The following is a 24705-nucleotide window of genomic DNA, read 5'->3' as shown; positions in this document are numbered from 1 at the left end:
TGAGTAGCGCCAAAATCCGCATAAATCCCCACGACCCACCAAATAAAAAAAGCCCCTGATGCAATTTTTCAACATCAGGGACAATTCATAATTATTTCGAAGTCGGATATGGTTCGATTTTCACAACCGGCTTTGGCGTTTTAATTTTAGGTAAGATTTTATTAAGTGTGACAGAGCGTTCCATATTATGAGTCTCTGGATCTGCAGGGTCGTATTGGTCTAAGAAATTGATTACTTCCTTAACGATTGGTGTTGGTGTAGAGGCACCAGCTGTAACACCTACAGTTTTAACACCTTCTAACCACTCTAATTTCAATTCAGAAAGATCAGCGATACGATAAGATCTTGTATGTGCAATTTCTTCAGAAACTTGAGTTAGACGGTTAGAGTTATTACTTTTTGGATCTCCAACTACAATTAATAAATCTGTTGCACCAGCTTGCTTAGCAACAGCTTCTTGGCGAACTTGAGTTGCTAGACAAATTTCTTTGTGCACTTCGATATTTGGAAATTTTTCTTCCAAACGCTTCATTAAATGCGCAACATCCCATTGACTCATTGTCGTTTGGTTTGTTACAAGTAATTTTTCGCGATTTAATTGTAATTGCTCGATATCTTCAATAGATTGCACTAAATGAACATGATCAGGAGCAACACCAATGGCACCTTCTGGCTCTGGATGTCCTTTTTTTCCAATATAAATAATGTCATAGCCTTCTTGTGATTTTTCGGCTATTAAGTCATGGGTTACAGTTACGTCAGGGCATGTAGCATCAATTGACACTAAGCCTTTTTGGCGTGCAATTTCACGAATTTCAGGCGATACGCCGTGAGCTGTGAAAATGACTGTTCCTTTATCAACTTTTTCTAAAATGTCCTTACGGTTTTCACCATCAAGAGTAATAATTCCATCTTGTTCAAATGCGTCCGTTACATGTTTATTATGAACAATCATTCCGAGAATATAGATAGGTCTAGGTAATGTTTTGTCTAATGCAGCGTTGCGCGCGATGACCATGGCATCTACAACACCATAGCAATATCCTCGTGGCGTGATTTTAGTTACTTGCATAATCCGAACTCCCTTCATTGCTCGTTAAATACCATTATAACGGACAGCCCACCTTTATACAAAGAATCGGTTACGATTTACTGTATAAATGGTGGTTGGAATATACGAGGTGTGGAAGGTCTAGGCGTTCTAGGTATGGATGTTCTTGGTTCTAGTGTAGTATCGCTATCAAGATCTAAGTCACTATTTGAAGACCGGCTAGTGGTAGCCCCTCCTGTACTAGCCGCAGCTGCCGTGGCCGCAGCCCCGACACCAGCTACATCAGTTGAGGGAATTGATTTAAAACCTTTGTATAATCTATAAAGTGCAGGTAAGTTTTGGAACATAGGCGACATTTGCTTAAAAATAGGAGTGAATTGTTGTGCTGTGTTCATAAATTTATCAGCAGTTGCCAAATATTGATCCATTTTCGCCAAACCGCCGACAGCTCCAGCTGCGTTTGCAACACCGGCAGCCCCTGGCCCAGCCGCACCCGCAGCAGCTCTACCGAACATGCCAGCAGCTCCGGGCCCAGCCGCACCCGCAGCAGCTCTACCGAACATGCCAGCAGCTCCAGGCCCAGCCGCACCCGCAGCAGCTCTACCGAACATGCCAGCAGCCCCAGGACCAGCAGAAGCCGCAGCCCTACCGAACATGCCAGCAGCTCCAGGCCCAGCTGCAGCAGCACCCCCACCAAACATGTTAGCAGCGCCCTGGGCTACGCCCCCAGATTGCGATAAACCTTGCGCAAATGGATAAAATGATGAATAGCGCATTAATGATCTCCTTTCTCCTTGAAATTTGCACATTATTGTCAAGAACCACCATAATTTTAAAAAAATAATGGTCACCTTGAATTGACGTACGTACTATTAATAGATATCATATGCAAATGGTCTACTAAATGTACGAATCATGTTACAATAAGGTAAGTAAGTTAGGAGGGACAATTATGTCCAAATATACAGATTACAATTTTCAACCTTTTTTGCAAGATGCAATTAAGAAATTAGGTTTCACAGAACCAACGCCTATCCAGAAGGAAATAATTCCTTTGGTGTTAAAAGGAAAGAGTGCTATCGGTCAAGCGCATACAGGCACAGGGAAAACACATAGTTTCCTTATTCCAATCGTAGAGCGAATCCGTGCAGATAAAGAGGAAGTGCAAGCGGTAATTGCTGCACCTACTCGTGAGCTTGCAACGCAAATTTATGCAGAGTTGCAAAAACTAATCGAAGAAACATCGATCCAAGCCAAATTGTTCATCGGGGGTACAGACAAACAACGCTCAATCGATAAACTAAAAACACAACCGCAAATTGTTGTCGGTACACCAGGACGAATCCGTGATTTAGTTGATGAAAAAGCTTTGTTAGTATATACGGCACCAATGCTTGTGGTAGATGAAGCAGACCTTGCATTCGACATGGGCTTCATCGAGGATATCGATAAATTCGCTTCTCAAATGCCTGAAACTCTTGAAATGTTCGTATTCTCAGCAACAGTGCCTGAGAAATTACAACCATTCTTGAAAAAATATATGTCATCACCAGTCCATATTAAAATGGATGATAAAAAACCTGTAGCGGAAAATTTAGATTTCTATTTAGTATCAACTCGTAGTAAATCAAAAAACAGCCGTTTACTTGAAGTGATGAAAACAATCAACCCTTATTTAGCTATTATATTCACTAACACACGTTCACAAGCGAACTATGTTGCTGATTTCTTAGCAAATAATGGAGTCAAAGCTGGACGTATTCACGGAGACTTATCACCACGTGATCGTAAAAAAGTGATGAAACAAGTACGTGACTTGGAATTCCAATACATCGTTGCAACAGACCTTGCTGCACGTGGAATTGATATTCCAGGAGTCAGCCATGTTATTAACTACGAATTACCTTCGGATTTAGAATTCTTCATTCACCGTGTAGGTCGTACAGCTCGTGCTGGTAACAAAGGAACGGCTATCACAATTTTCGAACCATCAGAAGAAGATGCAATCGCACGCGTTGAGAAAATGGGTATTCCATTCCAACCAAAAGACATTAAAAACGGTGAACTAATTGACATGAAAGAACGTCATGCACGTCAAAACCGTGAGAAAAAAGAAAACGAAATTGACAAAAAAGCAAAAGCTCTTGTCCGTAAACCTAAGAAGGTTAAACCTGGCTATAAACGTAATATGAAATGGGAAATGGATAAAGTTAAAAAACGTGAACGTCGTTTGAAAAACCGTCAGAAATAGTAAGGAGGACCACAGACCATGCTTATTGGCTCACACGTATCTATGAGCGGCAAAAAAATGCTGCTAGCTTCTAGTGAAGAAGCAGCTTCCTACGGGGCATCCACTTTCATGATCTATACTGGTGCTCCTCAAAACACACGTAGAAAACCAATTGAAGAATTGAATATTGATGCAGGATTATTGCATATGCAGGAACATGGGCTTTCGAATATTGTTGTCCATGCACCTTATATTATCAATATTGCCAATACAACAAAACCTGAAGTATTTGCACTGGGAGTCGACTTCTTACAAAAAGAAATTGAAAGAACAGCTGCTATCGGTGCAAAACAAATTGTTTTACACCCAGGTGCACATGTTGGTGCAGGTACTGAAATTGGTATAGCAAGAATCATTGAAGGACTTAATGAAGTACTATCACAAGATTATCCAGTACAAATCGCTCTTGAAACGATGGCTGGTAAAGGCTCTGAATGTGGTCGCACTTTTGAAGAGCTTGCTCAGATTTTCGATGGTGTAAAAAACAACGAACGTCTATCTGTATGCTTTGACACATGTCACACGCATGATGCAGGCTATGATATTATTAATGATTTTGATGGAGTTCTAGAAAACTTTGATAAAACAATTGGTATCGATCGTATCAAAGTACTCCATATCAATGATAGTAAAAACGTTTGCGGGGCAGCAAAGGACCGTCACGAAAATATTGGCTTTGGTCATATTGGCTTTGACGCCTTAAATCGCATTGTCCATCATGAAGCATTCCAAGATGTACCGAAAATTTTAGAAACACCATTTGTTGGTACAGATGCAAAAAATAAAAAAGCACCATACAAATATGAAATTGAAATGTTCCGTAACCAAACTTTTATGCCCGAAAAAATCGATGCATTAAGAGGGGAATAATTTATATGATGAAGACTTCTCGCCAAAAAGGTGAGAAGTCTTTTTTGTGCAGTTTCATGTTGTCAAAATTTTAGCGACCAAACTGTTTTAGTAAATCTGCTGTTTTTTGTTTGCCAATGGCTTTTTCAATATCCCGCATAACTTGATCAGGTATCCCCATTAGCACCCATTGAATGGAAAAGGACGATAATAGTGGGCGCAACTTTTGAATTTCTTTTTTCGATAATGGAATCTTGTAATTTTTTGCATAGAGGGCGAGCTCCTCATCAGATTTGCCTTGGAATTCCTGTATTAATGACATATAATCCATACTTTCACCCTTTCAAGTATTCGTTCTTTACAAAGTTCAATCTTTCACTTATACTAATTCTTTGTAAATCGTAATGATTCTGAATTAGAAAGAAGCGAAGAATATGGCGCAAGTGCCTTTAATCGAACTTAAAAATGTTTCATTCCAATATGACTATACGCAGGTGTTATCAAATATTTCTTTAAAAGTGGAGCAAGGCGATTTTCTCGCATTACTCGGACCAAATGGCTCGGGGAAATCAACAATGTTAAAACTGATCTTAGGATTGATGAAACCAACTTCCGGTCAAATTGAATTATTTGGACAGCCGGCAAACACATTTAAAAAACGAGAGTTGATTGGTTATGTTTCTCAAAAATCAAACTCATTTAACTCTGGTTTCCCAGCAACAGTTAAGGAAGTTGTTGCAAGTGGCTTAACAAAGAAAATTGGACTTTTTAAACGCCACTTAGCTGATCAAAATGAAAAAGTGATGCAAGCATTACGAGATGTCGGCATGGATGGCTTTGCGAATAGGAATATCGGTGAGTTGTCAGGCGGGCAACAGCAGCGTGTCTTTATAGCGAGAGCGCTTGTCGCAGAGCCGAAGTTATTAATCTTAGATGAGCCGACAGTCGGGATTGACCACGAAAATGTGCAGTCCTTTTATGATATGCTCGCAAATTTAAATGAGCACCATAAAATGACGATGATTTTAGTAACACATGATGTCGATACTGTTTCGAATCGCATAAGTCATGTTGCTTGTTTAAATCAAACAATCCATTTTCATGGCTTCAAGAACGATTATGATTCTTTATCAGACGATCAATTGAATGCTTGGTATGGTCACGCAGTCCGTAAAATTCATCATACCAAAGAGGAGAAGACGCAATGATTTCATCTATACTACATTATGAATTTTTACAAAATGCATTCTTATCTGGCATTATTATAGGAATCATTGCTCCGTTACTTGGCGTTTTCATCGTTGTTAGAAGATTATCGTTAATTGCGGATGCACTTAGCCATGTAACGCTTGCAGGGATAGCAGGTAGCCTATATTTAAGTCAAACTTTTACAGGGCTAGCATTACTTAATCCGCTTTATTTAGGGATTGTGGCATCTGTCAGTGGCTCAGTACTTATTGAACGATTACGTCGCTTATATAAGCATTATGAGGAATTAGCAATACCAATTATTATGTCTGGTGGGATAGGGATTAGTGCGATTTTTATCTCCCTTGCGAAAGGTTTTAGTACCGATTTATTTAGTTATTTATTTGGTTCGGTATCAGCTGTTAGCAGACAAGATTTATTTATTGTCGTAGTAATTGCATTGTTAGTAATAGCGTTTATTTATTTATTTTATAAAGAATTATTCGTTTTATCATTTGATGATGAATATGCAAAAGCGAGTGGTTTGCCTGCAAAATGGATTCACTTATTATTTATGATTGTGACAGCTCTAGTTATTGCTGCTAGTATGAGAATTGTTGGGATTTTACTAGTTTCATCATTAATGACTTTACCAGTGGCTGCAAGTATTCGCATTGCGAAAGGCTTTAAACAAGCGATATTATATGCGATTATTTTCGGTGAAACGGCTGTTATAGCAGGTCTTGTTTCAGCTTTTTACTTAGACCTAGCGCCTGGTGGAACAATCGTTGTAATCTCAATTTTGATTTTATTAGTCGTTATTGTAGGTAAGAAGATTGCAATGAGCGTACGCGCTTAATTTACAAGGAGGAGTTTGGGTATGAATATTTCTAGAGCTTGGGAAATTTTAAAAGAGAATGGCTATAAAAAAACGGACAAACGAGAGCAAATCTTAGATATGTTCGCGGCAACTGAAAAATATTTAACCGCACGTGACCTACTGCTTGTTATGAAAAAAGATTATCCAGGTATGAGTTACGACACAATCTATCGTAATCTTGCTACATTCGTCCAATTAGGAATTCTTGAAGAAACTGAACTTTCCAGCGAGCGTCACTTCCGCATGCAATGTGAAACGGAACATCATCATCACCATTTCATTTGTATGGCGTGTGGTAACATCAAAGAAATTCATCTCTGCCCAATGGACCTCCTGCAAGAACAATTACCATCATATGAAATTGATGATCACAAATTTGAAATCTACGGCAAATGTCCAGACTGTAAAAATTGCGAGCAATCACAAAGTATAAGTAAATAAAAACAAGCATCTTTCACAAAGGGAAGATGCTTGTTTTGTTATGAAGAGGACTTATCTTTCACATGCAATGCCATCCTTATCGCGGTCTTTAGATTTATTGGCCGCATAAAGTTTAGCGGATACTGTAGGTTTATATTTAGTTTTACCGCCTTTATTTTTCACTTTGCTATTTTTGGCGATGCCACCCTTGTACGCTTTGTTAAGTTCAGTACAGTTTTTAAATTTTTTAGCAGCAGCGTCTGTTTCTAATGGGGGAACAGATAATCCAAGTAGTAGTGTTGATGCGAATGTTGCAAGAATAATTTTTTTCATTACATTTCCTCCATAGTGTAAATGTTGTAAATAGAACATTACTTACCTTATCATATATTTCCATAGAAAAAATTATAAAAAAATAAGACTTGAAAATAGAGAGTCGGGTAGAAATGTATTATAGTGGAATGTATGACAGAATGAACGGGTGATTGAAGATGAAAAAAAGTACTTTCTTTGGATTAGTTGCGTCTGTTTTAGTTTTTGCTATTTTTAGCTTTGGTATATATACACTCATTGCTAAAATAACAGATACATCAGCTATTCAAATTGACGAAGTGGAAGTCATTGATGGACAAACTTTGCATATAAAAGGAGACTTTACAAATAGCAACAAAAAGTATGCGGGTTATACTTTTGATATTATTGAAGATAAATTTTATTTGAAAATGAAAACCGTGCAGTTAGGTGGTAAATCGAGTGATTTCGACTTTGAAATAAAGGATTCAAATTTAGCGAATGTAAAAGCAGTCTATTTGCAAGGAGCTAAAAGAGAAGATCGAGTATTACTTTGGAAGCCGAAAAAAGAAGAATAAACTTGATTGGCAATATAAATAAAGCCCTTTACCTTCTACTAATTAATGTTAGTAAAGGTAGAGGGCTTTTGATTCTTTCTATCATGGATTTCTGAATGGAAAATCTATTATAAAATCGAGTTCTATTTCTACTACATCTAAAAGAGGTAACGAAAAAATGACTAAAAGTGAAAGTATGGTACAGTTTGCAAGGATTTTCCTATTAGTAAGTATATGTTTTTGCTTAAAAAAGCTGAATATATATTGGATCAAAAATAGGAAAATAAAAATATTTGTAAACGTATTGATATTACTTTGCCAATCAGACAATGTACTCCTCTCCTCTAACTTCCTACTTAAAAGAAGATATTAAATTTGACCAACTGGTTCATTCTTTTTAGGTTCTTTAGCAGGGACTTTCTCAACCTTTTCAATTGAACTCGTTCTTTTAATAAAGAAAGCTAGAATGACAGCTATTATTGCAACACCTGCAGATACTAAAAATGCATCATTAATACCTTCAATGGTTGCTTGTGCCATAATTTGTTGTTTCATTTGTGCTAATACTTCATTTGTTGGAGGAGCAGATAATTTACTGATTGCTACATCCAATAGTTCTTTGCCATGAGTAACCGAGCGGTTGGACATAATTGTTACTAGTAGAGAACCACCTACTGCGCCAGAAACTTGTTGTAATGTACTATTCATAGCCGTACCATGAGGCGTAAATTTTGCGGGTAACTGATTTAAACCATTTGTCATTACTGGCATCATTACCATTGAAATACCAAACATACGCACTGTATATAAAAGAACTAAATGTGAGTATTCTGTTGTAGCAGTCAGCTGACTAAAGAAGTAAGTAGTAACAACTGTAATAGTTAAACCAACGATTGCTAATATTTTTGCTCCGAATTTATCGAATAATCTACCCGTAATAGGAGACATAATCCCCATCACAATTGCTCCCGGTAACATTAGTAAACCTGAATCCAATGGAGAAATCCCACGAATATTTTGTAAATAGATAGGCATTAATAACATAGCTGAAAACATAGCCATATTTAGTGTGAAAGAAATGAGAGATGAAAGAGCGAACATAGGATATTTATAAACTCTTAAATCAAGCATAGGTTCGCTTAATTTGAATTGGCGATAAATAAAGCAAATAAGTGAAATGACCCCAATTGCAAGTGAGATTATTACGAATGAATCATCCCATCCATTATTACCAGCTGAACTGAAGCCGTATAAAATACCACCAAATCCTAATGTAGAGAAAACAAGAGATAAAAAGTCTAATGTCGCAGTTACTTTCTCTTTTGTATCATGCAATTTGAAGAATGCTAAAATAAATACTAAAATTGAAATAGGAGCGATGAAGAAGAATAGTGTTGGCCATTCATAATGTTGAATAATCCACCCAGATAAAGTAGGACCGATTGCAGGTGCAAAGATCATTACTAACCCGAACATCCCCATTGCTGTACCACGTTTTTCAGGAGGGAATGTTGTAAACATGACATTCATTAAAAGTGGCATCATAATTGCTGCACCTGAAGCTTGAATCATTCTTGCTGTTAATAAAACAGGGAATACAGGAGCGAACCCACCAATTAGAGTACCAATTGAGAATAATGCTATTGCTATTAAAAATAATCTTCTAGCAGTATATTTTTTTATTAAAAAGGCAGTAGTAGGAACCATAATTCCGTTCACTAACATGTACCCTGTTGATAACCATTGAACAGTTGCTGCACTTACGTCAAAATCTTTCATGATCGAAGGCAAGGCAATATTTAATAATGTGTTACTCAGTAAAGCTACGAATGCACCTGTCATTAAAATAATTAACAGACCATACGAAGGTTTTGTTTGTGTTTCTTGCATCTCGAAAACATCTCCTTTTATACGTTAAAACGTTTTGTACCGTTAGTATAAAATTGAACTAACGGTTTGTAGATATTTATAATACATCCATTGCTATTATTAATCAAGATAAAAATATACCGACGGTCCAAAAGTGTACCTAAGGTTCATTGTGGTAAGATATAGTTATGAGGAATAAAAGGTTGATTTTAAAGGAGTATTTATATGAATAAACGAAAAAAACATGTTATAGAAAAAACACATGAATTATTTATAGAAAAGGGTTATCGTGATACTTCGATACAAGAAATATTAGATCACAGTGGTATTTCAAAAGGATCCTTTTATAATTATTTCCCTTCGAAAGCGGATCTTTTTAAAGCTGTATTTAAATTAGTCATAGCTGAAATAAAAGAGAAGATGGATAAATTACTGATTGGTGAAGATATATCTGATGTTGATGTATTTGTAGAACAAGTAGTTTTAATGATGGGGGCCAATCGACAAAATAAATTACAACAACTTTTAGATGGTGTAATTGTTTCGAATGATCCGGAATTAATTAAGTTTATTAAGGATTTTAAATTTATGTTCTTAAAATGGGTACATGGACGTTTCCTAAACATACTTCCAGTGGAAAAACAGGCGTACTCATTTGACTGTGCCATTATTTATGTGGGGATTATTCAAAACTTCCGTCAGACAAGTAAAATGTTAGGTGAGAGAATTTCAGATAAGGAAATTGCTAAGTATGGCATGGACCGTATGATGAATATCTTAGAAGATATAAGTAGAGAAGGAATTCGTTTATTCACTCCAGAGCATGTAAATAATCTATTTCCAGAAGGAAATAATGAGGATTCTTTCGATAATGAATTGTCTTTCACAACACTCGGGTTAAGGAAAGAAATTGAAAAAATATTCATTAACGATGAATCTAGACGAGAAACGTATTTAAAACTTTTATATTTTATACAAGAAGAGTTGATGAATAAAGAGGAGCCGCGGGCATTCCTAATTGAAAGTGCGTTATCTACATTAAATAATTGCACTGAAATTAATTCAACACCTCATTTTATTAAATTTTATAGAATATTAATTAAAATGGATTACAAAGTAATTGAATAAAAAATAAGGTAGTAAAAGCAGATGCTCTTACTACCTTATTTAATGTCAAAATACCAAAGTACCGAAACGATTATGAAGCAAATTACGCCAACTGCTAAACTATATGTACTTATTTTCATCCTAAGAGTACGATCTTCTGGTGTAATATTTTGAACGGTTCGTCGGTTCCGTTCTCCTGTTTGCCATGCACCTATTACTAGACCAGCAATGAGAATTGCTATAATTCCAATAGTGAAAAAGATGTTAAACATTAAATCATTCCTCTCCATAACTTAGTATACGAAACTTATTGAAGAGTTGTTTAAATATTTTAGAATTATAGTTTATTCTCTATTTACAATGTAGAGAAGTATAGTTACTATTAAAGTAGTAACTTAGTTTTTATCTTGTAGTAGAAAGTTAGGGAGATGTTTTACATGATGGATTTGGACTTGTATACACTTTTATTGTTAATTGCATTTGGTTTTTTAGCAGCATTTATAGATTCGGTTGTTGGTGGGGGCGGTTTGATTTCTATTCCTGCATTAATGTTTACTGGATTATCACCATCTGCAGCGATTGCAACGAATAAGCTAGCAGGGTCTATGGGATCCCTTACTAGTACTATTTCATTTTTTCGTTCTGGAAAAATTGATTTTAAGATAGTTGGTAAATACTTTCCTCTTGTATTCTTTGGATCGATGTTAGGTGCATGGTTTGTACATTTTATATCTCCAGAAGTACTGAAGCCACTTGTGTTAATACTCTTAATTGCTGTAGCAACATATACCATCTTCAAAAAAAACTGGGGTCATAAGTCGACTTATGTGAAATTAGATAAAAAGAAGGCACTAATATTTATCGCTATAATGACAATAATCGGTTTTTACGATGGCTTTTTAGGACCCGGAACTGGCTCATTTTTCATCTTTGCATTTTTAATGATTGGTTTTGATTTTTTACAAGCTGCGGGAAGTGCGAAGTTTTTGAATTTTGCTAGTAATATTGCGGCACTTATTATGTTCTTATTTCTAGGAGCAGTTAATTTTTCTTACGGCATTCCGATGGGGCTTGCGATGATTGTTGGGGCAATTGTTGGCTCGAAATTTGCTATTAAAAAAGGTGCAAGTTATGTACGTGTATTATTCATTTTTGTTACGGTAATTTTAATCCTTAAAAACGTATTAGATTACTTACATATTTTATAAAAAAATGACCTTCGCAAAATAATATGCGAAGGTCATTTTCTGATTACATTGAAAAAAATTGTTCTCTCTCAGTTGCAATCCATTTCTCTACTTCATCGTTTTGTTTTTTTACTAGACGATTGACGAGAATATCATGCCATATATAGTTTTCTAACAAATAAATATGGACGGGGTCGTCGGTATAAAAGGCAGTTTCCCTTTCTGAAATTGAAGGACCGTAAATCATTTCTTTACCATCAATAGACAAGATAAACCATTTTTGATGACCGATATTCTCCGTATAAGACGTTATACGGTGATGATCTAAACCTTGTAAGGGTTGTTCAATTTCAAAGACAATGCCTTTAAGTCCACATTTCTCTGACGTTGCTTGTAAATCAGCTAGTAGCTCCTCATACATATCTCCCCAAAATGAAATAACCGCTTTTTGCTCTGCTTTTTTCAGTAAAGTACGACAGAAGGAAAGTATATGATCGGCACCTTTTAATGTTGCTACACGATTATCTGGTGTCAGTTCTGTTTTTTCAAGTTCTTTTAATGACTCGCTAATAGATTCAAAATTAGTGCGCCAATTCGATTGCATCGATTCTAAAAAGACATCAACAGGGAGCGGAGAATATTGAGCAGCTTCATTAATTTCTTCTTTCAAGACAAGCCCTTGTTTTGAAAGTCCGTTTAAAATTTCATATATGCGTGCACGTGGTATGCCTGAATCCTTACTTACTTGATAAGCACTGGCAGAGCCAAGTCGCACTAATGCCAAATATGCTTTGGCTTCATATTGGTTAAAGCCAAGCGATTGCATTTTTTGTATTATGTCTTGCACAAGACCACCTCAGTACATTCGTCATTCTGTTACTATCATATCAAATAGTCCGTAGACTTGCTTGCCCTAGCTTGATTAGGGGGTATTACTATGGAGGGAATAAAGTTAAATTTCGTAACCAATTATATAGTGCTATTTCTATAAATATCATCTAAGTAAAACAGTAGTATAAATACAGAGTACCCTTTCATTCTAGAATCATGGTAAAAAGAGTAAATCCTAATAACGATTTGTTAATGTAAAATTATAATGATGCAGGTCAATTTAATTCAAAATTAAAATAGCCTGTTTAGAGTTTTTTTCCGGAATACTTCGACATGGTTAAAATATAATAGGGAATGAGGACTTTCTGTATTGTCCTTCTTTTAATTTATCCGATAAAAAAATTGAAGATCACGTTTATTGACTGTAGACTTATGAAGTAGAGGATGTGATGATGACTTGAGAAAGGTAAATTGGTACCTATCGATTTTCAGTTTAATATTGATATTGGCCTTAACAAGTAGTAGTGATAGGGTTTTGGAAGTATCAGCTGCAAAAGACGCAGTCACTGTTTCCTCTGTTAAAGGTCTTAAAACAGCCGTATCTAGGGCTATGCACAATTATGACGGGAAGTTAATCATATCTTACAAGGGCAATATTACTCCAAAAATGGATCAAATAAATGGAGTCGTGGAACAACTTTTAGCTGCTGATGATTATCTCTCAGGTAGTTTTAAAGAGAGTAATATTCATTATCAATATAATTCAAGTTCAGCTATTATAAACTATACGTTTTCTTATCATACGTCGAAGAATCAAGAGCAGTATGTAGATGCACAAGTAAAACGTTTTATAAATGAAGAGATATCTGAAAAGATGAGTGATTTTGACAAAGTAAAAGCGATTAATAATTATATCGTGTTAAATACAAAATACGGATCGGATACTAAAGCAAGCGCTCACTCAGCTTATGCTGTTTTCAAAGAAGGAAAAGCGGTTTGCCAAGGCTATACATTAGCGGCTTATAAATTATATCAAGCAGCAGGAATCGATGTAAGATATGTTGTAGGTTATGTCGATCAAGTTGCGCATTCATGGAATTTAGTGAAAGTAGATGGTAAGTGGTATCATGTTGATTCTACTTTTAATGACCCTACACCAGATCGTGCAGGTAAAGTAAGTAGCAAATATTTCTTGTTATCTGATTCAGCATTGGCGGAAGATCACAGATGGGTAACTAAGGATTATCAAAAGGCTTCTGATACAACATATAATTTTATAAGAGATACCGAAGATTTTGTGAAGTCTGGAGACAAGGTTTACTATACAAAGGTAGATGGTAGCAGAGGTATTTATAAAAGAGATACAAAGACAGAAAACGAAAAAAAATTAACAAATACAAATGCAAAATACTTAGTGAAAGCTGAAGATTGGCTATATTTTAGTAATAAAGATAAAATGGGTTATTTAACAAGAATTCATATGGATGGTTCGAAGCAAACGAAGATTAATGAACATGAATCGAGTGATTTAAAAGTACTTGATCAAATGCTCTATTATACAACTGGTGGGAAAGAGCAAATTCTTAATTTGGAGGAAATTGTAGAAGAAGATCAGAAAAAGGATTCCGGCAATCTATTTTCTTATATTGAACAATTTTTCTTTCAACTATTTCCTGGGAAATTGCACGAATAATACGAAATAATGATTGAAATAATAAAAAAAGGAAGATTTCTTAATCGACATCAGATTAAGAAATCTTCCTTTTTATTTATCTATGATTTGAAAAATAAAATGAAACCATTTAAAGTTATAACCGTATATAGTATTAAGCCGTATAAGTTAAATGATATACGGAGCAATTCTTTACATAACAAGGTGAATTTGTGATAGAGGCAATAGCCCAATAGTAAATCTATTACTGGGGATACAATTTAATTTGATTCAAAGAAATTATTACTAACATTCTCGATATTTGTTATATAATTACAAATATAAGGAGTTTAAAATTTATGATGATTTTTTTTCAAATTATGGCTGAAATATGTGAGGATTTTTTTAAAAATAGGGAGTGAATGACTATGGGCATTAATTTACAAAAAGGTCAAAGAGTCGACTTAACAAAGGGTAAAGCGGATTTAAATCGCGTAATGGTAGGTTTAGGCTGGGACCCAGTTAGTAAAGGCAAAAGTGGCGGTCTATTAGGTGGACTATTTGGTGGCGGAGGTAGCGGTAGTAATGTTGACTGTGACGCCTCAGTATTAATGTTAAAAGACGGTCATTTAAAAGATGGTCAAGATGTCGTTTATTTTGGCAAATTAAAAAGTAAATGTGGATCTGTTCAACACTCTGGAGATAATTTAACAGGTGATGGAGACGGAGATGATGAAGTCATTACAATCGATTTAAAAGCTGTGCCAGCAGATTACGATAAACTTGTGTTTGTTGTAAATATTTATGATTGTATAAAACGTAAACAACATTTTGGTATGATTCAAAATGCATATATTCGTGTATTTGAACCTAATACTGGAAATGAATTGATTCGTTATAATTTATCTGAGAACTATGCTAATTTAACAACATTAGTTACAGGTGAAATTTACCGACATAACGGTGAGTGGAAATTTGGTGCCATTGGTGATGGTACAACAGATGCTAAATTAGGCGAAGTTTGTAATCGATTTCAATAATATAAAACATTAAAACTTAGGAGGAATTTCAAATGGCTTCAATTTCGTTACAAAAAGGACAAAAAGTAGATTTAACAAAAACAAACCCAGGTTTATCTAATCTAATCGTTGGATTAGGATGGGATACAAACAAGTATGATGGCGGCGGAGATTTTGATTTAGATTCTTCAGTATTTTTATTAGGTGCTAACGGCAAAGTGACTGCTCCAGAAGATTTTGTCTTCTATAACAATACAAAAGGTGCAGGCGGTGCTGTTGAGCATTCTGGCGATAACTTAACAGGTGCTGGAGATGGCGATGATGAAACGTCAAAAGTATCATTAAACCAAATTCCAGCATCTATCGAAAGAGTTGCGTTTACAGTTACAATTCACGATGCTGAAGCTCGTCGTCAAAACTTTGGTATGGTATCAAATGCATTTATTCGTGTAGTGAATGCCGATACAAAAGAAGAAATCGTACGTTATGACTTAGGTGAAGATTTCAGTATAGAAACAGCGGTTGTTGTTGGTGAAATTTATCGTCACGGTGCAGAATGGAAATTCAATGCGATTGGTGCAGGATACCAAGGCGGATTAGCAGCACTTTGTAATGATTACGGCTTAGATGTGAACTAAACTTCTATTAATTTTAACTTAGAAAGGGTGTCTAGTGTATGGCTATTCAGCTAAGTAAAGGACAACGAATCGATTTAACAAAAAATGATCCTAGTTTAAAAAATATAGGAATCGGATTAGGTTGGGATGTAAAGCAGTTTGATGGCGGACAAGACTTTGATCTTGATGCATCTGTGTTTTTATTAGATGCATCTGGTAAATGCCGTAACGAACAAGATTTTATTTTTTATAACAACCTAGTTAGTGCAGATCAATCTGTTACACATACAGGAGATAATCGTACGGGTGCAGGTGATGGTGATGATGAGAAAATTCTAGTGGATTTAAGTAAAATCTCACCTCAAATCGATAAAATCGTAGTAACTGTTACAATTCATGAAGCCGACACTCGTCGTCAAAACTTTGGACAAGTATTAAATGCGTATGTTCGTTTATTAAATGAAGATTCGCAAAGTGAAGTACTGCGATATGATTTAGGTGAAGACTTCAGCATTGAAACAGCTGTCGTATTCTGTGAATTATACCGTCATAATAATGATTGGAAATTTGCAGCAGTAGGTTCAGGTTACCAAGGTGGCTTAGGAGCTTTAGTAAACGCATATGGACTACAATAAGTTCTGCTAATCGACATACAATTTAATATGTTTTTAACGGAGGAAGTCACTTGGAAATAATCAACGAAATATTGGGTACATACGCTCAATTCTTCAACTGGGAAATGTGGGGGGAAGTATTAAAAAGCCCTGAAGCATGGGGATTAATCGGTTCTCTAGTTGTAATGGAGGGCTTATTATCCGCAGATAATGCACTTGTATTAGCTGTACTAGTAAAGCATTTGCCTCCAGAACAAAGAAAAAAAGCACTTCTTTATGGAATGTTCGGTGCTTACATTTTCCGATTTTTATTTATAGGAATTGGTGTTTACCTTGTTAAATTCTCAATTGTTAAAGTTCTAGGTGCCTTGTATTTAGGATGGATCGTCTATTCTCACTTCAAAAATAAAGGCGGAGAAGATGATGAAACAAAAGAGTTTAAAAAGGAAAGCTGGACTGTGCGTGTGTTTGGATTATTCTGGGCAACGGTCATTTCAGTAGAGTTAATGGATATTGCATTCTCTGTTGACTCGATTTTAGCTGCTTTTGCGATTTCTGACCAAGTATGGGTCCTATTACTAGGCGGTATTCTTGGAATAATAATGATGAGAACAATTGCTGGTGTATTCCTTACATTAATCGAAAAAGTTCCAGAGATGGAGACGACAGCCTTTATATTAATCGCAATTATTGCGATTAAAATGTTTGCAGGTGTTTTCGGTTTCCACATGGAGAATACAACTTTCTTCCTTATCTTAATTATTGCATTCTTAGGTACTTTCATTGTACATTTCAGAAATAAGAAAAAGCTTGAAAATATGTAACACTAAGCATGAAGGCGTTCTATTAGTCGACTAATTTTTGACTCATAGAATGCCTTTTTCTATTAATTTGTAAGGCCATTTTAAATCGTTGGAGAGAACAATATGAGACATTTTGAAAATATGTTAGATACAATTTTCTATAGAACACCCGAACATTTTACGAAATGGGACAATCCACAAGAGTTAGCTTATTCATTAGGTGCAACCTTATATATGCCAGGCACATTACCGAAGTTAGACGAGGTAATTCAAAATCGTAAATACAATGATTTAACCTCTCTTGTAATAGATTTAGAGGATGCTGTTGGTGATCATGATGTTGAAGAAGCAGAAAAATTAGTTGTGATGGCTTTGGATAGGCTTTATGAAAAGTATGTACATGAGAGTTCTACATTAGAGAATATCCCTCTTGTTTTTATTAGAGTAAGAGATCCTCAGCAATTGCGTCGCTTGATGCAAGAAATGGGACATAAACAAGTGGTTTTAACAGGATATGTTTTCCCGAAGTTTTCTGTTGAAGTAGGACAAGAATTTTTTTCTTTATTAGCTAAAGCAAAGCAGCAATATAATCTGAAAATTTACGGTATGCCGATACTAGAAACACCAGATATTATTTACAAGGAACAACGAATAGAGAAATTGCTAGCGATTAAACAGTTATTAGATCAGTATCGTGAGCTCGTATTAAACGTACGTATAGGTGCAACAGATTTCTGTGGTATATATGGTATTCGTCGAAGTGCAGATTCGACGATTTATGATGTTTCAATAATCCAAGATTGTATGGCTGACATAATCAATGTGTTTAAGAGACAACCAGATGCCTATGTAATTTCTGGACCTGTATGGGAATACTTTAGTCACGAGAGGGTCCTAAAACCAACCTTAAGGCAAACCCCATTTATCAAAAACGGTGCTGTTAGTGAGCGTCAGGCAATTTTAGATAAATATATAGATGGTTTGGTAAAAGAGGTATTGTTAGATAAACAAAATGGAATAGTAGGAAAGACGATTATCCATCCATCACATATTCGATATGTCCATGCGCTTTATGCTGTGACACATGAAGAATATATGGATGCACTTAGTATCAAGAAGCATAATGACGGCTCTAAAGGAGTCCTGAAGAGTCAATATGCTAATAAGATGAATGAGATGAAACCACATAGTTTTTGGGCAGAAGAAATTCTTATGAGAGCAAAGTTCTTTGGTGTATTAAATGAATCGGCTGATTTTGCAACATTTTTATTAAGTATGGATGGTGAATAAATTGATAAAAAATCAATATGAACAACGACTACCGATTTTAGGTGAATATGAAATTACTGTAACATTAGATAACAATCCATATCATTTTAACATAGAGGATTTATTTCAAATGGCAACGCGTATTAATAAAAAGAGAGGTTTTCTTTTTGTCAGTAAAGTACTTGGGAAGCATTTGGCAGTGGAATCTCAAATGCCGTTATTAGTAGGTACATTACTAAGTATGCGTTATATGGAAAAGACTTATGGTGAAATGCATGATTTAGAAAATCTAGTAGCTCGTGCTTTACGTCGTGAAGTAGATGTACAAGAAACGTTTGAGCAGGTAACAAAACTGCCGGTAAACTTACCACATCAGACACTTTTTATCGGTTTTGCTGAAACTGCAACAGCATTAGGACATGCCGTTTTCCGTAACTTTAATTCAAATGCCACTTATATTCATACGACACGAGAATTGATTAATGAGCTTGAGCCGATTATCTGTTTTGAAGAAGAGCACTCACATGCAACAAGTCATCGTGTTTATTCAACAAATGAAGCGGTTTTTGAGCAAGCACAACGAATTGTTTTAGTCGATGATGAAATGACGACTGGTAATACAGTGATTAATATTATTAAGACGTTAAATGAACGTTTTCCGCATATTAAGTATTACACGGTTATGGCTATTTTAGATTGGCGTCCACAGGAAAAACAGGACATTTTTAATCAGTTAGAAAAAGAGTGGGGCATCACTATACAGTTTATATCCATTGTGCAAGGTCACTTTGAGCTACACGGGGCACCGGAATTAGTGGAACAGAAGCTAGAAAATGCAAAACAAAACAAAGCGCGTATTCAAGTACTAGATACCAAATCAAATAATATACTTCCATATACATCTACAGACGAGCGACAAAGAGTGAATAATGCGCCTTATTTACAAGGTACAGGTCGATTTAGCTTAACAGCTGAACTGCATCATGAGCTTGATGGGCAATTACAGCAAATAGCAGAACAGCTTAATACGTTACGTACAACAGGTCCAGCTCTTGTAGTAGGAACCGGAGAATTTATGTATATCCCGATGCGAGTAGCTTCACTTATGGGGTCAGATGTATATTTCCAATCATCGACACGTAGTCCAATTTATCCTTCTTTAGATGAGGGGTATACTATTTCGCAAAAATGGTCATTTGATAGTCCAGAAAATAATGGAGTTGTGAATTTCTTATATAATTTAGATACCTATCCATACACTGAACTTTTCCTTGTAGTAGAAAGAATAGCAAACAAAGCTGCATTAACTGAGCTAATAGAACAACTGGAAACCGTGAATATAGAGCGAATATTTATCCTCGTGATGAGCTATGGGGAGGAAACTGAATGACTAACGCAAAATATATACCAGATCCAATGGGCAGCTATCAATCGGATGACTGTGTCTTTTTATTGCGTGATTTAAGTACGGAATCACTTGAAATGAGTAATGAGGAGCGTGAACGACTAATTCAATCAGGGACACACTATTCAGAAATGTTACCGATTGAATATCAGCCTTCTAAAGAGTATTTAAACTTATTTCATCAAACGTTAGAAGAATATGCAAAGCGTATTGCTATTGCAGTAGGTGTTGTAGCTGAGCAAATAAAAATGCAAAAAAGCCTTGGAAATTTAGTGCTTGTTAGTTTAGCAAGAGCGGGTACCCCTATTGGTGTATTAATTAAGCGTTACTTGCAAGAACATTATAATGAGAATATCCCGCACTATTCGATTTCAATTATTCGTGGGAAAGGTTTCGATGAGACAGCGATCAGCTATATTTTAGAAAAGCACCCTGATGCTAATATTCAGTTTATCGATGGTTGGACAGGCAAAGGGGCAATCACAAAAGAGCTAGATCAATCATGTGTGATTTATAATGAAAAGCATGGAACTCAAATTGATAGCGACTTAGCGGTTCTAGCAGATCCAGGTCATTGTTCTTCATTATACGGGACAAGAGAGGACTTTTTGATTCCATCTGCTTGTTTAAACTCTACAGTTTCAGGGCTGGTTAGTCGTACTATTTTAAATGAAAATCTTTTAGCAAAAGGGGATTTTCATGGGGCGAAATTCTATGAAGAGTTTAGAAGCGACGATGTATCCAATTTATATATTGATAAAATATCGGCATATTTTCAGCATATAGCTGATGAAGTACAAAGTATTCTGGTAGAGCGTCTGTTGGAAGATACAACACCTACATGGCTTGGGATGAAAGCTGTTGAAACTATTCAAAAAGAAATGGAAATACCTGATGCCAATCTCATAAAGCCTGGAATCGGAGAAACAACTAGAGTATTACTGCGTCGTGTACCATGGAAAATTTTGATTAACCCCAAATGTATTGATGATTTAGAACATGTATTATTATTAGCAAAAGACAAAAACATTCCAATTGAAGAATACCCTAATATGTCCTATTCTTGTTGTGGACTCATTAAAAGAGTATAGAGGAGTTAATATGAAGATACTATTTACATCTGATTTAGATCGTACAATCATTTATTCAAATCACATGATGTCTCTTTACCCTACTACCAGTACGAAAACTGCAGTAGAACGTAAAGATGATGTAGAGACTAGTTGGATGTGTGACGAAACGATGGAATTACTAAAAGAAGTAAGAGAAAAGACCTTATTTGTTCCAGTTACTACGCGTGCAAGACATCAATATGAACGGATTCATGCCATGCAAGAATTACACCCGCTTGTTGCGGTTACAAGTAATGGGGGTATTATATTAGAGAATGGTAAACCGGATCTCGTATGGGCAAAGCAATTAAGGCAATCCATTGAAGACTCTTCGGTGCCAGATGAACAAATGCTACGAATTATGAAAGATATAAAGTATGCTGATTGGATGGAGCGATCTTTATATATTGATGATTTATTTTATGTCAATCACGTTCATCTAGAAAATATCCAAGCGGATGCTTTGCAACAATTAAAAGAGGAATTACATGAACTTGGATGGCATTTACTGTTACAAAAGAAAAAGCTCTATATGCTTCCTAATGTACTAACGAAAGAAGCAGCAGTTTCGTATATCAAGAATAAATATAGCTTTGACTATCATTTTGCAGCTGGCGACTCTATATTGGACTATAATATGCTAGCAATGGCAGACCGCTCTTACACACCACTTCACGGTGATATGAAGGATAAAGAGCCGAAAAAACTAATGCAAACTCACTACTCAAAAGAAAATGGTACAGCCTTCACGAAAGAGCTATTACAAGATGTTCTAGAGCATGTGAATCGTGTTACACTATAAGAGAAAATGAAATGCTATAAGTTCAAACACACTCTTTAAGGAAGGAGGAGTTTGTATGCGTAATATGCAAATTGAGCCTATATTACATAAGGATACAACAGATTGGCAAGCGCAGTTTTTGGCGTCTAGTAAAGATAGAGCGCTTTATGAATTGGATGATTCCAAATTCCGTTTTAGTCGAATTGCTGTACGTGTATTGGGTGTTCCTGTAGAAGAAGATGATTATTTTAATGCGCTATTTGATATGGCGAAAAATGACTCGGTTCATGTATTGAGCGAAGAATTAGATAAATACATCGATCCAAAGGACTTCCAAGCTGTGCAAGCAATCTTAAAGGCACATCAGGAGACGCCTAAAGGTTTGTCTATTAATCGTTTAGTAGCGATGATGTATGGGCATCAACTAATCCCACAACATCCAAATGCTTTTATAAATAAGCATTTACAGTTGACCATGATTAAAATCATCGAATTATTTAAAGAACAGCAAGCAGCAGGGTTACTATCAAATGAGTTTAGACGATTTTTAATCGATATGATCAAATGGCTTAAAAACCATTGGGCAAAATGGTCACAGACATTAGATATCGGAGATGAATTTCCTAAAGTAGTTTGGTACGGAGAGTCGACCATTAGCCAGCGCTACTTTTTATTATTATTAATGGAGCTTGGATGCGATGTGTTAGTTTTTTCTCCTACTGGGACAGATGAGTTTTCTGCAATAGATCCTGAGGAGCAATTGTCAGTTGTCTATCGTTATGCAACAACGACAACATTGCAACCTTTTCCTGATAAATTACGCGAACGACAAGCAACTGTTGGTTATCGCTCAAGTAAACATTTTGATAAGTTGATGCATGATCAACAATCTGGTGTTTATAAACCATGGCAGTTCAAAGAACATTTACCACGCTCTATTACATTGCGTACGACATATGATGATATTTTCATTTATGGCAATGAAAAAGCGATGGTAAGACCAGAATTCAAAGTTGTCGGAGAGCAAATATATATTCCGGTTATATTTGCGAAAATTGCTGGTATTTCAGCGGATCGTGAAGAATATTGGGAGAATATGCACAAGCTTATACAAGGTTCGAATAGCCAATTTGTTAAAACATTTCCATATATGAAAACTAGTAAGGCAAATTTCCAATTCCATTACAATCATTGTTTGGAGAATAATGAATTATCACCTTCTAAAATGATGACAAGTGATTGGTGGCAATATGGTCAATTACAGGAATCCATTCAGAAAGCAATTGCACATACGATTAAAGATTGCTGTGAAAATCCTTCACTTCTGCCACTTGCACATGAGAAGGAGATAGATCTTCAACTCTTTATGTTTAAAGCAGCAACAATGATTCCAATTGAACTGTTACGTTTACTGCAGAACTTTGACTATGCGCAAGAAATTCCTCGACTCGTTTTATATCATTCTCAAATGGACGGGGAACTATCGCGAGAAGATGCAGCATTACTTGTCTTTTTAAACCGATTTGGTGTAGATATCATTTTATATAATCCGACAGGTAAATTAGATATGGAATTGTACATGGAAAAAGATATATTTGACGTTCATTTACTCGAACATATGGTTTTTGACCAACCATATCAAGAGCCAAAAGCAAAACCAAATTCAATAATAAAAAAATTCATCCATAAGTTTTTATAGCTTATGAGCAGGGAGTGTCCAAATGTCTGATTTAGTTGCCATTGAAAAAGATGGATTAAACGAACAAACAGCAAATGAAATGAAATTGCAATTACGTCAAGAACCTGAAGTCCAAAAAATCGTGAAGATGATAGATATTAGAAATCAAATCGATTTATTATCATTAGGTAAAGAACCAGCAATCAAACTGTCACGTTTCTCTGACCGAATTCTAGATACAATGACTGTATCAAAACTAGATCAATCAAGTGAATTGTTGAACCAATTAGAAAAGTTAATGAATAAGTTCGACAAAAATGAGTTAACAAAAGAACCAGGCATGTTAGATAAAATTTTCAAACGTGCTAAGCAAAAAGTAGAAGCTCTTTTCAGTAAATACAATACGCTTGGTAAAGAAATTGAAAAAATCCATGCACAGTTTATGATTATTGAAGAGGAATTGAAAAGTAATAACCGTGATTTGGAAGGGCTATATCAAGAGGATATAGAATATTACTTCGAGTTAGAGAAGTATATTGTTGCAGCAGAAATGAAGCTAGACGAAGTAAAAACTTCGTTAATTCCTGAGTGTGAAGCACGTGTAAGTGGTGGGAACCAAATGGCACGTATTGAGCTTGAAAACTTAAGAACAGTACAGGAATTATTAGAGCGTAAAGTAGATGACCTTGAAAAAGCGCGTATGGTAGCGGTTATCGCAGCACCACAAATCAAAACAATGCAACGTGGGAATAATGACCTAATTGCTAAGATTAACAGTGCTTTTGTAACAACAATTCCAGTTTTCAAAATGGGGATTATTAATGCAGTCAATGCACGCCGTCAAAAGTTACATGCAGACTCTTTAAATGCATTTGAAGATCGTGCAAACCAAATGCTACAAGATGTAACAAGTGACATCATGCAACAAAGCGTGGATATCGCTCGCCGTTCTGGTAGCTCAAGCATCAAAATGGAAACGATTGAGAACATGTGGGATACCATTGTTACAGGTATTGACGAATATAAAGCAGTTAAACAAGAACAAGCAGTTCAACGTGTAGAAGATAAAAAACGTCTAGAAGCTATTCGTGAAGATGCTAAGCGCGTTCTATCTAACGGATAAAAGTGAAAAAATGACAAAAAGCATTTCCGAAGAGAATGAACTGCCCCGTAAAAGTTAGACACCATTCTAACTTTTACGGGGGTTTTTTTATGGCAAAAGTACGAGTTGAACAA

General features: G+C 35.6%; 26 protein-coding genes. 19 read left to right on the top strand and 7 right to left on the bottom strand.

From position 1 onward, the window contains the following. Positions 1 to 91 precede the first annotated feature (91 nt). Positions 92 to 1072 carry a 4-hydroxy-3-methylbut-2-enyl diphosphate reductase gene (locus AMD00_RS07225; RefSeq protein WP_053416361.1) on the bottom strand — a complete coding sequence of 327 codons (981 nt, stop codon included), beginning with the start codon at positions 1070 to 1072 and terminating at the stop codon, positions 92 to 94. 77 nt (positions 1073 to 1149) lie between these two features. Next, positions 1150 to 1827, bottom strand: coding sequence for a VrrA/YqfQ family protein (gene vrrA / locus AMD00_RS07220; protein WP_053416360.1), 678 nt, complete (start codon positions 1825 to 1827; stop codon positions 1150 to 1152). A gap of 176 nt (positions 1828 to 2003) precedes the next feature. On the opposite strand from vrrA, the gene AMD00_RS07215 reads away from it, so the two are divergent. Both AMD00_RS07215 and AMD00_RS07210 read left to right on the top strand, forming a co-directional pair. Next, positions 2004 to 3302 carry a DEAD/DEAH box helicase gene (locus AMD00_RS07215; RefSeq protein ID WP_053416359.1) on the top strand — a complete coding sequence of 433 codons (1299 nt, stop codon included), beginning with the start codon at positions 2004 to 2006 and terminating at the stop codon, positions 3300 to 3302. A gap of 18 nt (positions 3303 to 3320) precedes the next feature. Continuing rightward, entirely contained in the window at positions 3321 to 4211 is an 891-nt protein-coding gene (locus tag AMD00_RS07210) for a deoxyribonuclease IV (RefSeq protein ID WP_053416358.1), read from the top strand. A 70-nt stretch (positions 4212 to 4281) separates the two neighbouring features. Here AMD00_RS07210 and AMD00_RS07205 read toward each other — a convergent pair whose 3' ends face one another. Continuing rightward, positions 4282 to 4521: a hypothetical protein gene (locus AMD00_RS07205; RefSeq protein ID WP_053416357.1), complete on the bottom strand. Its 240-nt coding sequence runs from the start codon at positions 4519 to 4521 to the stop codon at positions 4282 to 4284. A 103-nt stretch (positions 4522 to 4624) separates the two neighbouring features. On the opposite strand from AMD00_RS07205, the gene AMD00_RS07200 reads away from it, so the two are divergent. The 3 genes from AMD00_RS07200 to AMD00_RS07190 are packed head-to-tail and all read left to right on the top strand — an operon-like array spanning position 4625 to position 6699. Continuing rightward, positions 4625 to 5398 (top strand): metal ABC transporter ATP-binding protein, encoded by a 774-nt coding sequence (locus AMD00_RS07200; protein WP_053416356.1) that lies wholly within the window; start codon positions 4625 to 4627, stop codon positions 5396 to 5398. Beyond that, on the top strand, positions 5395 to 6237 hold the full coding sequence (locus AMD00_RS07195; protein ID WP_053416355.1) for a metal ABC transporter permease: 843 nt from the start codon (positions 5395 to 5397) through the stop codon (positions 6235 to 6237). Before AMD00_RS07200 ends, AMD00_RS07195 begins: the two co-directional genes overlap by 4 nt. Before the next feature lie 21 nt (positions 6238 to 6258). Continuing rightward, positions 6259 to 6699: a Fur family transcriptional regulator gene (locus tag AMD00_RS07190; RefSeq protein WP_053416354.1), complete on the top strand. Its 441-nt coding sequence runs from the start codon at positions 6259 to 6261 to the stop codon at positions 6697 to 6699. A 51-nt stretch (positions 6700 to 6750) separates the two neighbouring features. On the opposite strand, the gene AMD00_RS07185 is transcribed toward AMD00_RS07190, so the two are convergent. Continuing rightward, entirely contained in the window at positions 6751 to 7011 is a 261-nt protein-coding gene (locus AMD00_RS07185; protein WP_053416353.1) for an excalibur calcium-binding domain-containing protein, read from the bottom strand. 158 nt (positions 7012 to 7169) lie between these two features. Between AMD00_RS07185 and AMD00_RS07180 the strand changes: the two genes are divergently transcribed. After that, positions 7170 to 7547, top strand: coding sequence for a hypothetical protein (locus AMD00_RS07180; RefSeq protein ID WP_053416352.1), 378 nt, complete (start codon positions 7170 to 7172; stop codon positions 7545 to 7547). Between the two features lie 348 nt (positions 7548 to 7895). On the opposite strand, the gene AMD00_RS07170 is transcribed toward AMD00_RS07180, so the two are convergent. Further along, positions 7896 to 9416 (bottom strand): DHA2 family efflux MFS transporter permease subunit, encoded by a 1521-nt coding sequence (locus tag AMD00_RS07170; RefSeq protein WP_053416350.1) that lies wholly within the window; start codon positions 9414 to 9416, stop codon positions 7896 to 7898. A 204-nt stretch (positions 9417 to 9620) separates the two neighbouring features. Between AMD00_RS07170 and AMD00_RS07165 the strand changes: the two genes are divergently transcribed. Further along, positions 9621 to 10523, top strand: coding sequence for a TetR/AcrR family transcriptional regulator (locus tag AMD00_RS07165; RefSeq protein ID WP_053416349.1), 903 nt, complete (start codon positions 9621 to 9623; stop codon positions 10521 to 10523). A 35-nt stretch (positions 10524 to 10558) separates the two neighbouring features. Here the strand turns inward: AMD00_RS07165 and AMD00_RS07160 are convergent, their stop codons facing one another. Further along, positions 10559 to 10774, bottom strand: a complete 216-nt coding sequence (locus tag AMD00_RS07160) for a DUF5316 family protein (RefSeq protein ID WP_053416348.1) — start codon at positions 10772 to 10774, stop codon at positions 10559 to 10561. Positions 10775 to 10939: 165 nt separating this feature from the next. On the opposite strand from AMD00_RS07160, the gene AMD00_RS07155 reads away from it, so the two are divergent. Continuing rightward, the gene (locus tag AMD00_RS07155) at positions 10940 to 11710 is read left to right on the top strand and encodes a sulfite exporter TauE/SafE family protein (protein WP_053416347.1); all 771 of its coding nucleotides are present in this window, start codon (positions 10940 to 10942) and stop codon (positions 11708 to 11710) included. Between the two features lie 43 nt (positions 11711 to 11753). Here the strand turns inward: AMD00_RS07155 and AMD00_RS07150 are convergent, their stop codons facing one another. After that, positions 11754 to 12536 carry a TrmB family transcriptional regulator gene (locus tag AMD00_RS07150; RefSeq protein ID WP_053416346.1) on the bottom strand — a complete coding sequence of 261 codons (783 nt, stop codon included), beginning with the start codon at positions 12534 to 12536 and terminating at the stop codon, positions 11754 to 11756. A gap of 441 nt (positions 12537 to 12977) precedes the next feature. On the opposite strand from AMD00_RS07150, the gene AMD00_RS07145 reads away from it, so the two are divergent. The 11 genes from AMD00_RS07145 (at position 12978) to AMD00_RS07095 (ending at position 24592) form a co-directional block, all read left to right on the top strand. Then, positions 12978 to 14213 (top strand): transglutaminase domain-containing protein, encoded by a 1236-nt coding sequence (locus tag AMD00_RS07145; RefSeq protein WP_157059196.1) that lies wholly within the window; start codon positions 12978 to 12980, stop codon positions 14211 to 14213. A 386-nt stretch (positions 14214 to 14599) separates the two neighbouring features. Then, on the top strand, positions 14600 to 15211 hold the full coding sequence (locus tag AMD00_RS07140; protein WP_053416344.1) for a TerD family protein: 612 nt from the start codon (positions 14600 to 14602) through the stop codon (positions 15209 to 15211). A gap of 32 nt (positions 15212 to 15243) precedes the next feature. Continuing rightward, positions 15244 to 15828 (top strand): TerD family protein, encoded by a 585-nt coding sequence (locus AMD00_RS07135; protein ID WP_053416343.1) that lies wholly within the window; start codon positions 15244 to 15246, stop codon positions 15826 to 15828. A gap of 38 nt (positions 15829 to 15866) precedes the next feature. Next, positions 15867 to 16442: a TerD family protein gene (locus AMD00_RS07130; protein WP_053416342.1), complete on the top strand. Its 576-nt coding sequence runs from the start codon at positions 15867 to 15869 to the stop codon at positions 16440 to 16442. A gap of 50 nt (positions 16443 to 16492) precedes the next feature. Continuing rightward, entirely contained in the window at positions 16493 to 17245 is a 753-nt protein-coding gene (locus AMD00_RS07125) for a TerC family protein (protein ID WP_053416341.1), read from the top strand. Between the two features lie 102 nt (positions 17246 to 17347). Then, positions 17348 to 18514: an HpcH/HpaI aldolase/citrate lyase family protein gene (locus AMD00_RS07120; protein WP_053416340.1), complete on the top strand. Its 1167-nt coding sequence runs from the start codon at positions 17348 to 17350 to the stop codon at positions 18512 to 18514. Beyond that, complete coding sequence (locus AMD00_RS07115; protein WP_053416339.1) at positions 18504 to 19883, top strand: phosphoribosyltransferase family protein; 1380 nt, start codon at positions 18504 to 18506, stop codon at positions 19881 to 19883. The genes AMD00_RS07120 and AMD00_RS07115 overlap by 11 nt, the downstream gene beginning before the upstream one ends. Next, positions 19880 to 20989, top strand: coding sequence for a cysteine protease StiP family protein (locus tag AMD00_RS07110; protein ID WP_053416338.1), 1110 nt, complete (start codon positions 19880 to 19882; stop codon positions 20987 to 20989). Before AMD00_RS07115 ends, AMD00_RS07110 begins: the two co-directional genes overlap by 4 nt. A 10-nt stretch (positions 20990 to 20999) precedes the next feature. Continuing rightward, entirely contained in the window at positions 21000 to 21812 is an 813-nt protein-coding gene (locus AMD00_RS07105) for an HAD family hydrolase (protein ID WP_053416337.1), read from the top strand. 55 nt (positions 21813 to 21867) lie between these two features. After that, positions 21868 to 23490 carry a YceG family protein gene (locus AMD00_RS07100; protein WP_053416336.1) on the top strand — a complete coding sequence of 541 codons (1623 nt, stop codon included), beginning with the start codon at positions 21868 to 21870 and terminating at the stop codon, positions 23488 to 23490. A gap of 22 nt (positions 23491 to 23512) precedes the next feature. Further along, positions 23513 to 24592, top strand: a complete 1080-nt coding sequence (locus tag AMD00_RS07095) for a toxic anion resistance protein (protein ID WP_053416335.1) — start codon at positions 23513 to 23515, stop codon at positions 24590 to 24592. The last annotated feature ends 113 nt before the right edge of the window (positions 24593 to 24705 follow it).

Source organism: Viridibacillus arvi (assembly GCF_001274945.1).
Taxonomy (GTDB): domain Bacteria; phylum Bacillota; class Bacilli; order Bacillales_A; family Planococcaceae; genus Viridibacillus; species Viridibacillus arvi.
The sequence above is the reverse complement of the archived record's forward strand: the minus strand, read 5'-3'. Positions and strand labels throughout refer to the sequence as shown.